Origin of the sequence: Synechococcus sp. B60.1 (assembly GCF_047462555.1) — a bacterium.
Taxonomy (GTDB): domain Bacteria; phylum Cyanobacteriota; class Cyanobacteriia; order Thermostichales; family Thermostichaceae; genus Thermostichus.
The window spans coordinates 1-14003 of the sequence record NZ_JANSJN010000074.1; the positions used below are offsets into that span (position 1 = coordinate 1).

The window sequence follows — 14003 nt, forward strand, 5'->3', positions numbered from 1 at the left end:
GCTCCATCTCCAGGACGATGCGGGCATACTTGGCGACCTGTTCATCGGTCAAAACCAGAGAGGTAGCGGCAGTTTGGGCTACGGCCAGAGAAACGGTCAATACCGGGATCGAGGTGCAGACCCAGATCAGGCCCACCAGCCCTTTTTGGGCCACGTTTGGCATCGAGAATGCCGTCCACCGTCTCCGACTTGCTTGACGTGACACTGCTGCTATCTCCCCACCCAATAACGAACTCTCTCTGGGGTTGCCGGCGCTTTTGGGAGCCCCTTTCTTTTGGTGTAGCTTTCGCTGTTACCCAGATTCAACCCACTCCCAGCCAACCGTGCAGGCTCTGATGCTATCTGGTCTTCCCCACGCAAAGCCAGGGATCCCAGAGCTTGCTTCTCTATTTGACCCAAAAGCGGCCTTGAGGTTCCTGTTGGATCATCAAACAGCCCGAAAGGGAAGAGCCTTTGGGATAATGGGGTAGATGCTCGTTGTTGCCTCTATGAACTTGGAACGTCGCCCGGTTTTCCCGTTCACCGCCATTGTCGGCCAAGAGGAGATGAAATTGGCTCTGCTCCTCAACGTCATCGATCCCCGCATCGGCGGCGTGCTGATCATGGGGGATCGGGGCACGGGCAAATCCACCACCATCCGCGCCTTAGCCGATCTCCTGCCCCAGATCGAGGTCGTCAAAGGGGATCCCTTCAACAGCCACCCGCGGCAGCGGGATCTGATGAGCGACCAGGTGTGGGAGCGACTGCAGGCGGGAGAAACCCTAGAAACCACCTGGATCCAGGTGCCGATGGTGGATCTGCCCTTGGGGGCCACGGAAGACCGGGTCTGCGGCACTCTCGACATCGAGCGCGCTCTCTCCCAGGGGGTGAAGGCCTTTGAGCCGGGGCTGTTGGCCAAAGCCAACCGCGGCATCCTCTACGTGGATGAGGTGAACCTTCTGGACGACCACTTGGTGGATGTCTTGCTGGATGCGGCGGCCTCCGGCTGGAACACAGTCGAGCGGGAAGGCATTTCCATTCGCCACCCGGCCCGCTTTGTCCTGGTGGGATCCGGCAACCCCGAAGAGGGAGAATTGCGGCCCCAACTCTTGGATCGCTTCGGCATGTTCGTGCGCATCGAAACGGTGCGGGATCCGGCCCTGCGGGTACAGATCGTCGAAGAGCGTAGCCAGTTCGACACCGATCCCCAGGCCTTCTTGGCCAAATACGCCGAGGCCCAGCAACGCCTGCGGGAACGGATTGAAAAAGCACAACACCTGTTGCCCGCTGTGGGGGTGGATCCCGACTTGCGCCTGAAGATCTCTGGGGTGTGTGCAGCTTTGGAAATAGACGGGCTGCGGGGAGATATCGTCACCAACCGCGCGGCCAAAGCGCTGGCAGCTCTGGAAGGGCGTACTGAAGTGACTGTTGCCGATATTCGCCGGGTCATCAGCTTGTGTTTGCGCCACCGCCTGCGCAAGGATCCTCTGGAAACCATTGACTCCGGCTACAAGGTCGAGAAGGCCTTTAGCGAGGTGTTTCAGGTGAGCCTGGAGAGCGCTGCTTAGCCTCCCCCTCACCCCCAGCCCCTCTCCCAAAGGGAGAGGGGAGCTAGGCAAACAGGGTTTCTAGTTTGTCGGCAATGGCGGCAATCCAGGCTTGCTCCTGGCGGCTGAAGCTGCGGGGGGTGTCGCTGCCCAAGATGAGGCATCCCTTTTGGCCAATGGGCTGGCAGAGAACCGCCTGGGATCCGGGGGGCAGCAGGCCCTCGAACTCGGCGCGGGCCGGGAACAGTTTCAAATCCACCAGATAGACGGGCCGTCCGGTCTGCAACACCCGCTGCAAGACGCTCTGGGGCCGGATGGAGGGCAACTGGCCGGGGCTGGCCAGGATCCCCCGCTGCAGGAGGGTGCGCCCCTCCACCCAGATCACTACTGTGCGGGCAGCAGTGGTGCTAAGGAGCGTGTGGGAGGCCCAGGCCAGCTCCAGTTTTTCCCTCTCGGAAAGATCCGGATCCCAGTCACAGCCTGGACTCCCCTGTAGGGTAGATGCCTGGGGGGGACGGGGCTGGATCTGCTGCCACAGCAGGCCGGTCAAGATCAGAATGGCGCTGAGGAGGATCCCTAAGGCATCAGAGCGGGACTGGCTGGCCAGCAACTCCGGCGTAAACGCCAGCCGGTTAATGACCAGGAGGGTGCTGCCCAAAAGGCCGGTTACCAAAGGCAACCGCCTCACCCAGCGATTGGGATCCTGGGAAGCTGGAGTGGATTTGACCCTCAAAGCAGGGGTATCTGAGCGCTCGGTAAGTCCAGTCTAGAGCTATCCAAGACATCAGAGACGGCTCCAAATGCCAAGGCGCTCTTGGCGAGCTTTCTTTTCCAGGCCGCGGAAGTAGCTGTCGTATTTGATGTTGTGGCTGTAGGGGATGATGCGGGCCAGGCCGTTGCGCACGAGCATGGCGTTCATCTGCTGGCCCTCCAACCAGACGTAGGCCTCCACCAGGCCGGTGGCATCGACGTTGCGCAGCAGCTTATCCCCTTCCAGCTTGACGGTGCGGCGGAGGATGCGCTCGCGCATCAGCTCAGTAGCTTGCTGATAAAAGGGATCCTCCTCTGGGCGGAGGCCCTGGATGCCGGCCAAGCGGATTAGGCGCAGTTTCTGCTCCCCTTCGATTTGCACCACCAGCGTGTCGCCATTCACCACCCTCACCACCACTGCCGCGGGGTAGCGATCGAAATAGTGGTTGTCGAAGTAGAAGGGGGTGTCGGGCACCACTCGCCGCTCCCCCGATCCGTGGCCAGGAAGGACGGGCAGGGCCAGGAGCCATCCCAACACTGCCGAGCCAAAAGCAATACGCCGGAACCTCATCTTCTCCCCCTTGCGATCCCCTTCTCCCCTAGGGCGTAATGGTAGCGGCAACTCCCTGGAAGACAACCCCTTGCAAGGGATTCGGATCCAATGGCCAGTCTTGGAGATGGGGAGCCCTTTATGAATGAGGGTTCTGGGCGAGCAACTCCCGATCTAGGGGCAGAGGGGCAACCGGCTGGGTGAGAGTAAACTGGCCGCTGACAATCCACTGTTTGAGGATCTCGGCAACTTGCATTGAGCGGCGCAGGCTGGCCAGGGGAGCAGTGCGCACCTTGCGGCCGTTGAGGGTGATGTGGCCGGATTTGAGCTGGGCATAGCTCACCAGGCCAAAGGTGGGCCGCACCCGCCGGGGGATAGAAAAGTCGATCACCGGCGCCACCAGTTCCTCATCCCGGACAGCAATGGACTCCAGATCGGCAGGGGAGAGGATGGGGATGGGGATCCCCACCCCCAACATCAAGCTGGGGCCGTAGTTGCGGAAGTAGCAGCCCCGCACCCATTCCGCTTGCATCTGTTTGGCGTCACCAATGAGGGCCAAGGTGGCTGCTGGGCCAATGGGGGTTTGGTTGGGCAGCCGTTTTTGCCGCGGGAAGTGTTGGGTGCCTTCCCAAGCTACATAGCCGGTGCCCCCTCCTAGGAAGATGCGGCTGCCGATCCCCACCCGGCGCAGGAGGGGGTCGTTGAGGAGGGGGGAGAGCTCACCTGGGTTGGAATAGACGGCATTGCCCAGGTTGGGTTCCAACAGGCCCAAATAGGTGTACAAGGGCCGATCCCCACCGTTGACGCCGACAATGAAGTTTTGGTAAGCGTTGCGAGGGTTGAACAAGTAGAACTGGTTCAGCTGATCCCGCGTCAGAGTGGTCTCGTAGTCGGCGCGGGGATAGCAGTCGGTTACCTGGCCAATGGCCCGCAGGTGCACCCGCTTGCCGGCCACCAGATCGGCGATGACGTGGCCGCCTCCATAGGGGTGCTCGGCTTGCTCACCGGGCTGGGCCGCCCCAATGTAGAGATCGACAGCCCCAAAGCCGGCATAGGCTGGCACCCCGTTCAACCAGGCTTGGCGAATCTTAATGGGCGGATCCGTATGGCCCAGGTTGAGGATTGCCCCTGACGACTCCATTGGCTCAAAGGTACCGGTGGTTACCACATCCACCTGCTCAAAAGCCTGCTCAATGCCCAGGGTGGCCAGCTTGGCTTTGGCCTCTAGGGCCGTCCACACCCGCACCTGGCCTTGGGCAATGCGCCGATTAATTTCTGCCAGCGTTCTCTCCATTGCCTCGCAAGGAATGGCGACAAATAGTCCGGGCAGACTTCTGCCCGCTGAGAAGCTAGGGTAGCTTGGAGGGGTTTTCCAGGGATGGCCGCTCAGTACCCTTTCAGGGCTAGGTTGGGCGTTTGCAAGGCGGCTTCCACCCGCTGCACCTGGGTTTTGAAGCTGCCATCCGGCTCCAGCCATATCTGCCTTAGGGCCGGAGGGATCACGTCCAGGCTAAACCGAGAGCTCTTGGGGCAAAATTGCACACAGGTGGAGGGGCAGGCCAAGTAATCAACCCCCTGGCGGCGGCAGTGCAGCTCTTGATGAATGTGGCCAAAGATCACCAAGCGGATGTGGTCGAACTCGTCCAAGACCTGAAACAGCCGCTCTGGCTGCTGCAGGGCGCTTTGATCCAGCCAATCGGAACCTACCGAAAAAGGGGGGTGATGCAGGGCCAAGAGAACATGGTTCTGGGCAGCCTGGCTGCGCTGTAGCTCTTGGCGGAGCCACAGCAAGGTGCGATCCGTTAGGTAGCCGCTGTCTTTGCCCGGCACCAGAGAGTTCAATAAAATGAAGCTCCAGTTCTCTCGACTGAAGCTTTTCTCCCCGTGTACTCGCTCGGCGCGGAGCTCTGAGTTCATGTTATGAAGGCGATCGTGGTTCCCCGCCAGCCAATAGGTGTCGATGGGAAGAGCCTGCAGATGCTCTCGCAAACGGGCGTAGGCGGCGGCGCTGCCATCTTGGGCGAGATCCCCAGTGAGCAGCAGCAGATCGGGCAAGGGATCCAAGGCGGCAATCGCCTTTTGCACCTGCAGAAAAGAGGTTTCCGTGTCCACCCCCAGCAGTCGCTGGTGCGGTTTGGCAAACAGATGCAGGTCACTGATCTGAACCACGTATACGGTCATAGAGAAGGGGGATAGGAGTCCATCTCTGCAGGTTTAAAACATTAACGTTTTAGCACCAGATGCCTCAGCCGGGATCGGCAGGCAACTCCATCGGGAAGGCTCAGCTTTAACTTGCCCAAGTCCACCCCGCCCGGTTCAACCCCTTGAGAAAATCTTCTAAGGAAAAGCTTCAGGAAACATTCAGAGAACGGCCCACATTCCTGAAGGCGGCCTGCACCTGGGGCCAGCGGGATTCTCGGGTGGAGGCCGTCAGAGTATAGAGGCGATGGTGGCGCACGGTTACCGTCACTATCTCGTGGCGGAGCTGGGATCCTAGGTCAGTTTGGTATTCAAACAGGTAGTAAGGCTGGCCTTGCCGCTCAAAAGCTTCGGCGGCCAACAACTGGGTCGAGCGACCGGATCCGGCGGGGGCGATGATCTTCTCCGCCACCAATTGCCCCACCTCATCCGGGCCACCCAGGTCGGCGATCGTCTCTCCCTTGTCAAAGGGGGCGATCATCAGGCTGACGTTCTCCGTCTCGTACACCAAGTCGCGCAGAAGCACCGCTGGCCCTTTCCCTGGCCCCAAGTTCACCGCCACCATGCCGTTGGGATAGGCAAAAGCAAAGGCCCCGCCAGGATCCCTGTAGGCGCGCAGGTTGGAGCCTGCGGAGCAGGCACTGGTGAGCAAGCTGAGGCAAACACAGAGCAGTAACAACACCCCAGAGAGCCGCTGTCCTAATTGGGCAAAATGCCCACCTCGTGCTGCTGACATACCGGGATCCTCCGCTCAGATTGGTTACCCATCCCAATCATCCTAATATGGGCGCCTCCTCTCTAACCAGCGAAAAAAAGAACCTAGAAGTTCTTCAGCGGGATCCGTTCTGGTAGTGGCGGGAGCGCAACACCAGCACATCCGAGAGCTGGCGCAATTGACTCTGAACTTGGTCGAGCTGTTTTTTGTCCCGCACATCAATACAGAGATCGATTAAGGCTGTGCGGTTGGCAAAAGTCTGCACCCTAGCATTGCGCACATTGATGCTTTGATCCGAGAGACGGGAGAGGATGTCCCGCAGCACGCCAACGCGGTCAATGACCTCCAGGCGCAGTTCCACGGGGTAGATCTGGGTGCTCTGCCGCAGTTGCTCCTCATTCCAGCGCACTGGCACGAGTCGATCGCCCGGAACTTGAGCCACCCGCGGACAGTCGCGATGATGAATGGTGATGCCCTTGAAGCGGGTGACCACGCCCAGGATGGGATCCCCTGGCAGCGGGTTGCAGCATTTGGCCAACTGGTGCTTCAGGCCCTCCACCCCTAGGATGGGAGATTGGGATCGGCTAGAACCTCGGCCCCCATCGGCCCGCGGCAGCAGCAGCTTGGCTTTCTCAAGGGATCCCTCCTCGGGTGGGGGAGAGACGGCTGGCTTGCTTACCTCCTGCAGTCGATGGATTACCTGTGTGGGGGTTACCTCTCCATAGCCCAGCGCCGCCAGCAAATCCTCCACGCTGCTATAGTTGAGCTTCTCGGCAACCTTTTGCATGCGCTCTGACTTGAGCAGCGCATCGAACCCCGTTTTGCCCAGCTCCCGCTCCAGCAACTGCCGGCCGCGGGCAATATTTTGCTCGCGATTGGAGCGCTTAAACCACTGGCGAATGCGGTTGCGGGCTGAACTGGTGGCGACAAAATTAATCCAGTCCAGGCTGGGGTGGGCATTTTTGTGGGTGATGATCTGCACAATGTCGCCGTTGCGCAGGCGGGTATCCAAAGGCACAATCTTGTTGTTTACCCGCGCCCCAGCGCAGTGATCCCCAATTTCGGAGTGAATGCGATAGGCAAAGTCCACCGGGCAGGATCCCTGGGGCAGGGCCAGCAAGTCTCCTTTGGGCGTGAAGACGTAAACCTCGCTCTCAAATAGGTTCTCGCGAATGGTGTCCAGGTATTCTTTGTCGTCCTTGAGGTCGTTTTGCCACTCCAACAGTTGCCGCAGCCAGGTAAAGCGCTCTTCCTCGGGCTTTACGGGGGTGCTGCCGGCTTCTTTGTACTTCCAGTGGGCGGCAATGCCGTATTCCGCCACACGGTGCATCTCTTCGGTGCGGATCTGCACTTCCACCGGTCGGCCCTGTAGGCCAATCACAGCCGTATGCAAAGATTGGTAGCGGTTGGCCTTGGGGAGACCAATGTAGTCTTTGAAACGACCTGGAATGGGGCGGAAACAGTTGTGAACAACCGCCAGCACCCGGTAGCATTCACTCACGGTTTGCACGATAACCCGCACCGCCAGGAGATCGTAGATCTCGTGAAATTCCTTGCGCTGCTGCTGCATCTTGCGGTAGATGCCGTACAGGTGCTTGGGCCGCCCGCTAATCTCAAAGTGCTCTAGCCCCGCTTGAATGAGGTGCTTGCGCAGCTCTTCAATAAACGCTTGGATCTCTGCCTCTCGCTCACTGCGCTTGGCGTTGACCAGCTCTTGGATCTGGCGATAGGCTTCGTGGTCCAGGTACTTAAAGGCCAAGTCTTCCAGTTCCCACTTGAAATGCCAGATCCCCAGCCGGTTGGCTAGAGGCGCAAAGATCTCCATAGTTTCGGCTGCAATCTGTTTTTGCTTGTGGGGGGGTAGATATTGCAGCGTGCGCATGTTGTGCAGGCGATCCGCCAGCTTGACCACAATGACCCGAATGTCTTTGGCCATGGCCACAAACATGCGGCGGAAGTTTTCCGCTTGCTGCTCTGTTTTGCTGGAGAAATTAAACTTAGAAAGCTTGGTTACCCCCTCCACCAGCAGGCGAACCTCAGGGCCAAACTCGGCCTCTAGGGCCTCCAGGGTAACTTCCGTATCTTCCACAACATCGTGCAGAAGGCCAGCAGCTACAGTAACGGCATCGCCCCCCAGCTCCCGCAGCAGGCTGGCCACGGCCACTGGGTGGGCGATGTAGGGATCCCCTGATTTCCGCTTTTGGCCCTTGTGCAAGCAGTAGGCAAACTCGAAGGCTCGGCGCAGCAAATCTGCCTCTTCGGCCGTGTAGGATCGCAGCCCATCGCCGAGATCTTCAGCGCCTGAAAGCAAAGCCCGCAGCCATCCCGGCACCTCAAAATCAAGGCTATTTAGGTCAAAGCCTCCTTCTAAACTGGTGGCCACAGCAGGCTGACCCATGGGAACCTGACAAGAAGGATGGTTTAACTGCTACCTATAGTATCGATCACCGAAGTTCCTTACAGCTTATCCTCGACCTGGCTGCAGGCAGGTTAAGGGAAAAAGCTGCGAAAAAATGCAGCAAAGACGGGCTATTGATGCTAAGCCCGCCCCTAACCGTGGGGAAAAAGCTAATTGGAGTTAACGTTCTACACCCATCCTATCACTTACCCTACAGCATTCCGTAGCAAGATATACATACTAAGATCTGGTGGAGCTAGCCTCCTGCCAGAGTGCTAGGAGGTGGGAGGGAGTTGCAAAGCTAGAGGCCCTAGCCAACCCTTGCGATAGTCGTTGAGAATTTGCCTTGCTGCTCGCTCGGTATCGCCTCGGTAGCGCCGTTGGGCCAGCTCCTGGATGGCTACGCTGCCAGGAGGGATCGGGTCGGGCCAGCCGTAGCGCCGTTGCAGGAGGACTTGGGCCTGGGGCTGCACCTGCAGCAGTTGTTCCACGAAGTAGGCCGCCACGCCCTCAGGGTCGTAGGCGGCTGCGCCGATGTCATCGCAGATGGCCAGCAGCGTGGCTGCCCGTTGATCCGGCAGCGAAGGCGGGAGGATGCCCGGTGAGTCCAGCAAATCCAGCTCCCCTCCCAGCCGCACCCACTGCAGTTGCCGGGTTACCCCAGGGCGCGCGGCACTCTCGGCGGCCCGCCGTCCCAAAAGTCGATTCAGGAGGGCAGACTTGCCCACATTGGGAAAGCCCACCACCACTGCCCGGATGGCCCGCGGTCGCATGCCCCGCTGCTGGCGCCGCTCGTTTACCGACTGCCCCAGCTGTAAGATGGCTTGCTTGAGGCGAGGCACCCCCTCTCCCGATTGGCCATTGGTGGGATAGACAGGGATCCCTTGCTGGGAAAAATACTCCTGCCAAGCTCTGAGATCCCTGGCCTCGATGGCATCGGCTCGGTTAAGCGCCAAAAGGCGCGGCTTGTGCCCCAGCCACTTGTCTAGATCGGGATGGCGACTGGCCAGCGGGATCCGCGCGTCCAAAACCTCAATGACCACATCCACCCGCTGCAGTTGTTCCCGCAATTGGCCAATGGCCTTGGCCACGTGGCCGGGATACCACTGGATGATTGGAGAACTCATACCAGCAGAACCTGGGATCGAACCCCAGAAGACTCTAAGCCAGGGGCAGGATCCACTCTAGCCTGTCCAGCTTGCTCCTCCTCCGCTCGACCTGCCAACAGAAGTAGAAAAGGATACAGGCAAAAGGCAGATGGCAGCCCCTTCCTACTTGTAGGCAAGCTAGCGTTAAGAGACGTAACGGAGGAGGGACTATGGTTAAGCGCGTGCGGTTGGATCCCATTGCCCAAGTGTCGGAAGTGGCCACCAACAGCAACTTGCTCTCGGTGCTGCTGCAGGAAGAGCTGAACGTGTTAAAAGAGTGCGGCGGGCGCGGCCTCTGCGCCACCTGCCATGTGTACGTAAAAGAAGGGATGGAATCGCTCTCACCCATGACCCCGCGGGAGCAGCGTACCCTGGAGGTGATCACCAGCCGTCAGCCCAATTCCCGCCTAGCCTGCCAGGCGCGAGTTCTGGGGGAAGGGGTGGTGGTGGAATTGCCGGTGGGGATGTACATCAATGCCTTTAAGGATATCGAGGTGTTGATTGGGCGGCGGGCGGAGCAGCCCCTTTTGCACCCGATAACTGGCGCCGTTTTGGTGCAGGCGGGCAAGCTAATTACGCGCTCGGTGCTGGAGTCGGTGAAGGATTTGGATCTCAATATCCAAGAGGCTTTGGCCCGCAGCAGCCGAGATTTTTAGGGTTTTACCGCGTTTAAGGCCAGCTTAGCCAATTTTGAGGAAGGCTCTATGGCCCCTGTGTTTCTTGGGATCGACCTGGGCACTTCGGGGATGCGGCTGGTAGCTCTCTCGGAAGCAGGGGAGATAGTGGGCAAAAGCGAGCGCTCCTGGGATCCCCCAGAAACCAATCCAGGCCGCTGGCTGCGCACCCTGAAGGCGCTGCTGGGCCACCTCAAAGCTCAACTGGGGGATCGCTACGCGATTGTTGCCCTCAGTGCCTGCAGCACCTCGGGTACAGTGCTGCCGGTGGACGGACGGGGCATGCCGCTGGATCAGGCCTGGCTGTATTCCGACCGGCGGGGCCAGGCCCAGGCTCAGCGCTTGGGGATCCCTGCCAGTTGGGGGCTTAGCCGCTGGCTGTGGTGGGCAGAAGCCCATCCCGACCAATACCGAGAAAGCTACCTGGCCCATCCGGCGGACTTTCTCCTAAGCCAACTGGGGGGCCGCCAGCGGGTAACTGATCACACCCATGCCCTGAAAAGTGGCTTTGACCTAGAAACCTACACCTGGCCGCGGGAGTGGCTCTCCCAACAGGGCCTTGATCCCAAGCGCTTTCCTGAGGTGGTGGCGCCAGGAACAGTTCTGGGAACGGTGCGGCCTGAGTGGGAGCTGGGATCAGAGGTGCTGATTGCTGCCGGGATCACCGATGGCTGTGCTGGGCAATTGGCTGCAGGGGCTACTCGCTTGGGGCAGGTTTCCACCAGCCTGGGCACAACTCTTATCTTCAAGGCCAACAGCCCTGACCCTGTGCAAACGCCGAGTATCTATTCTCATCTGCACCCCGACCGAACCGGTTGGTGGCCGGGGGCAGCCTCCTTCTGCGGCGGCGGCGTCCTGCCCCACTTCTTTCCCGGCGGCGACTTTGCTGCCTTGGATCAGCAGGCGGAGGTCCATCTGCCCACGGGCCTAGTCAGCTATCCTCTCTGCCGGCCCGGCGAGCGTTTTCCCATCCTGGATAGCGAATTTGCCGGCTTCTTGCCCCAGGCGGAAGTGGGATCCCTTCGCTTTTATGCAGCTCTTTTGGAAGGGGTAGCAATGGTGGAGCGGCTAGGGCTGGAGACCTTGGCGGCCCACGGGATCCCGGTGCAAGAGCCGCTGTTAACCACTGGCGGCGGCTGCAAAAGCCCCCTCTGGCTGCGCCTGCGCGCCAGCATCCTCGCTCGCCCCCTGGCAGTGGTCAGGCACCCGGAGCCGGCGGTAGGGGCAGCCATCCTGGCCGCCTCAGCCTATTGGTGCTGTTCAGTGCAGCAGGCTGCCGATCGCTTGGTACAGGTGGAACGCCTCATCCAGCCGGATTCCGAGTGGGTCAAGGCTTATGCCGAGATCTACTCGGAGTTCCGTAGCCGCCTTTTCTTTTCCAATTTCTAGGGATCCCCCCGAAGGGGAACCAACATTTACGGCTCTAGAGCAACCTACATTGTTGATGGAGAGTTTCCAATTTCTAGGGATCCCCCCGAAGGGGAACCTTACAGAAGTTGCGTGAAGCTGTAGAAGCGGCACGCAACTAGTTTCCAATTTCTAGGGATCCCCCCGAAGGGGAACCCCTACTCAATGCGGAAGCAGCCGAAGTGCTGCTCATGCAGTTTCCAATTTCTAGGGATCCCCCCGAAGGGGAACCAGGAGAAGGACAATGACGTACGCTTGTGTTGGCTTACCCCATAGTTTCCAATTTCTAGGGATCCCCCCGAAGGGGAACCCCAAACCAAAACGTTGCGGGAACTTTCCCTTCCTTGTTTCCAATTTCCAGGGATCCCCCCGAAGGGGGAACAAACGGGGAAGACCCGTCGTTCGCGGATCAGCCGCTTTACGTTTCCAATTTCTAGGGATCCCCCCGAAGGGGGAACTTGCAGAAGCCCCACGTCAAAGTGGGGGCCGCCGTCATCGGAGTTTCCAATTTCTAGGGATCCCCCCGAAGGGGGAACATCAAATGTTCACGAAGTCCAAAGCAAAGGCGGAGCGTTTCCAATTTCTAGGGATCCCCCCGAAGGGGGAACTACCGACGGACGGCCATCCTCGGTGTACAGACGAACCACCAGCAGTTTCCAATTTCTAGGGATCCCCCCGAAGGGGGAACCATTTCGGACTCGGGGAAATCTGCCATCTGGTTACAAACGTTTCCAATTTCTAGGGATCCCCCCGAAGGGGGAACGACGAAGCCGAGTGGACGAGTGACTATTCTGAGCTGTTTCCAATTTCTAGGGATCCCCCCGAAGGGGGAACCTACGGATAGACTCAAATGCCCATGAGGCGCTCGAAACGGTTTCCAATTTCTAGGGATCCCCCCGAAGGGGGAACGGTGGAGCAGGCAGAGCGCGAAGTCGCGTTCGCCCTGCAGGTTTCCAATTTCTAGGGATCCCCCCGAAGGGGGAACGCCTTGCCCCACCGGGAGTGGTGGAGCTGGCTGCGGGAGCGTAGCCAGTGTTTCCAATTTCTAGGGATCCCCCCGAAGGGGGAACCACCATTTCGGCCTCGAGCCCTGCTGCTTGAACTTCGAGTTTCCAATTTCTAGGGATCCCCCCGAAGGGGGAACCTGGCGGCAACTCGATGTGCTCCAAGCACTCGAAACCGTGTTTCCAATTTCTAGGGATCCCCCCGAAGGGGGAACAGCTGCTCGTTGGGGTCCACGTGGGCCGTGTGGCGGGTTTCCAATTTCTAGGGATCCCCCCGAAGGGGGAACGAGTAGACCCCATCTTCGGCCCGGGTGAGCCGGGCTATCAGGTTTCCAATTTCTAGGGATCCCCCCGAAGGGGGAACCCTCAGAACTCTCCGCTATGTCCAGACCGGGACAGTATGTTTCCAATTTCTAGGGATCCCCCCGAAGGGGGAACCGCGGAAGAACGAGTTCGGCGGCGACCTCAAGGTTGTCAGTTTCCAATTTCTAGGGATCCCCCCGAAGGGGGAACACTCGTTCTTCCGCGCCTCATACTCAGGCCAGATTTCCGTTTCCAATTTCTAGGGATCCCCCCGAAGGGGGAACAAGGCAAGTTATTGCCATCCCCTCAGCCCGGGGTACAGCAAGTTTCCAATTTCTAGGGATCCCCCCGAAGGGGGAACTCGATGACAGCGGTGGTTTCGGATACCTCATTCCAACCGTTTCCAATTTCTAGGGATCCCCCCGAAGGGGGAACAGTTGATAGAAGTTGGCGTCGTCGAAGACGCTAACGTTTCCAATTTCTAGGGATCCCCCCGAAGGGGGAACAAACCGTTTTCTTACAGAGAAGGAAACGGTCTGCTACTTGTTGTTTCCAATTTCTAGGGATCCCCCCGAAGGGGGAACGGTGTTGTTCTTCTCTGTCGAAGGGAGCGACAGAAAAGTTTCCAATTTCTAGGGATCCCCCCGAAGGGGGAACCCCGGGTGTTGTCTACCTGGATCTGGAGAACGCCGTTGTTGTCGGTTTCCAATTTCTAGGGATCCCCCCGAAGGGGGAACTCAACACCCGCAACCTGAGGGGGTGGTACTCGCTGCGGGCGGTTTCCAATTTCTAGGGATCCCCCCGAAGGGGGAACTCTATACCAGCGCCGACCTGCCCAAGGTGCTGGTCTCGTTTCCAATTTCTAGGGATCCCCCCGAAGGGGGAACGCGTGGGCTTGCGCTGGGCCGGGGCTTAGAACGGGACGTTTCCAATTTCTAGGGATCCCCCCGAAGGGGGAACTACCGGTGGAGCCGGTGACCACGATATTCACGCGATCACGTTTCCAATTTCTAGGGATCCCCCCGAAGGGGGAACCTACAAAGCAAGAGCGGAAACTGGCGGCTGCCCTTGCGAAGAAGTTTCCAATTTCTAGGGATCCCCCCGAAGGGGGAACACAAATATGCAAACTCTCAAACAATTACACCTATACCTTGTTTCCAATTTCTAGGGATCCCCCCGAAGGGGGAACATCTGCTTCGCGCTAGCAGATTTGGGGATCCCCGTCTAGTTTCCAATTTCTAGGGATCCCCCCGAAGGGGGAACACTACCCCTATTAAACCCAAGCGGGGCAAGGAATGCAAGACCCATTTGCGAGGGGGTCGGTCGAAG

At 59.2% G+C, this 14003-nt stretch carries 9 protein-coding genes, 1 pseudogene and 1 CRISPR repeat array; of the genes and pseudogenes, 3 read left to right on the top strand and 7 right to left on the bottom strand.

Annotated features, from left to right (window positions below):
- The first annotated feature begins 470 nt into the window (after nt 1–470).
- Entirely contained in the window at nt 471–1547 is a 1077-nt protein-coding gene (gene bchI / locus NW863_RS09190; protein WP_414365905.1) for a magnesium chelatase ATPase subunit I, read from the top strand.
- A 43-nt stretch (nt 1548–1590) separates the two neighbouring features.
- On the opposite strand, the gene NW863_RS09195 is transcribed toward bchI, so the two are convergent.
- The 7 genes from NW863_RS09195 to ylqF all read right to left on the bottom strand — a co-directional run bounded on the left by NW863_RS09195 (nt 1591) and on the right by ylqF (nt 9265).
- A complete protein-coding gene (locus tag NW863_RS09195; protein ID WP_414365906.1) occupies nt 1591–2214 on the bottom strand; it encodes a cofactor assembly of complex C subunit B in 624 nt (207 codons plus the stop codon).
- A 96-nt stretch (nt 2215–2310) separates the two neighbouring features.
- Nucleotides 2311–2847 carry a thermonuclease family protein gene (locus NW863_RS09200; RefSeq protein WP_414365907.1) on the bottom strand — a complete coding sequence of 179 codons (537 nt, stop codon included), beginning with the start codon at nt 2845–2847 and terminating at the stop codon, nt 2311–2313.
- A gap of 118 nt (nt 2848–2965) precedes the next feature.
- A complete protein-coding gene (locus NW863_RS09205; RefSeq protein ID WP_414365908.1) occupies nt 2966–4120 on the bottom strand; it encodes a homocysteine biosynthesis protein in 1155 nt (384 codons plus the stop codon).
- Between the two features lie 92 nt (nt 4121–4212).
- A complete protein-coding gene (gene cpdA / locus NW863_RS09210; RefSeq protein ID WP_414365909.1) occupies nt 4213–5007 on the bottom strand; it encodes a 3',5'-cyclic-AMP phosphodiesterase in 795 nt (264 codons plus the stop codon).
- A 169-nt stretch (nt 5008–5176) separates the two neighbouring features.
- Nucleotides 5177–5761, bottom strand: coding sequence for a photosystem II reaction center PsbP (gene psbP, locus NW863_RS09215; protein WP_414365910.1), 585 nt, complete (start codon nt 5759–5761; stop codon nt 5177–5179).
- A gap of 94 nt (nt 5762–5855) precedes the next feature.
- Nucleotides 5856–8138, bottom strand: a complete 2283-nt coding sequence (locus NW863_RS09220; RefSeq protein WP_414365911.1) for a RelA/SpoT family protein — start codon at nt 8136–8138, stop codon at nt 5856–5858.
- 275 nt (nt 8139–8413) lie between these two features.
- Nucleotides 8414–9265, bottom strand: a complete 852-nt coding sequence (gene ylqF / locus NW863_RS09225; protein ID WP_414365912.1) for a ribosome biogenesis GTPase YlqF — start codon at nt 9263–9265, stop codon at nt 8414–8416.
- Between the two features lie 191 nt (nt 9266–9456).
- Here ylqF and NW863_RS09230 point away from each other — a divergent pair, with 191 nt between their 5' ends.
- Complete coding sequence (locus tag NW863_RS09230) at nt 9457–9942, top strand: 2Fe-2S iron-sulfur cluster-binding protein (RefSeq protein WP_414361628.1); 486 nt, start codon at nt 9457–9459, stop codon at nt 9940–9942.
- A gap of 48 nt (nt 9943–9990) precedes the next feature.
- Nucleotides 9991–11196 (top strand): annotated as a pseudogene (locus NW863_RS09235) (FGGY-family carbohydrate kinase); the annotation flags it as partial.
- A 138-nt stretch (nt 11197–11334) separates the two neighbouring features.
- Nucleotides 11335–13937: a CRISPR direct-repeat array (repeat unit 36 nt; unit sequence GTTTCCAATTTCTAGGGATCCCCCCGAAGGGGGAAC).
- Nucleotides 13938–14003: the final 66 nt, after the last annotated feature.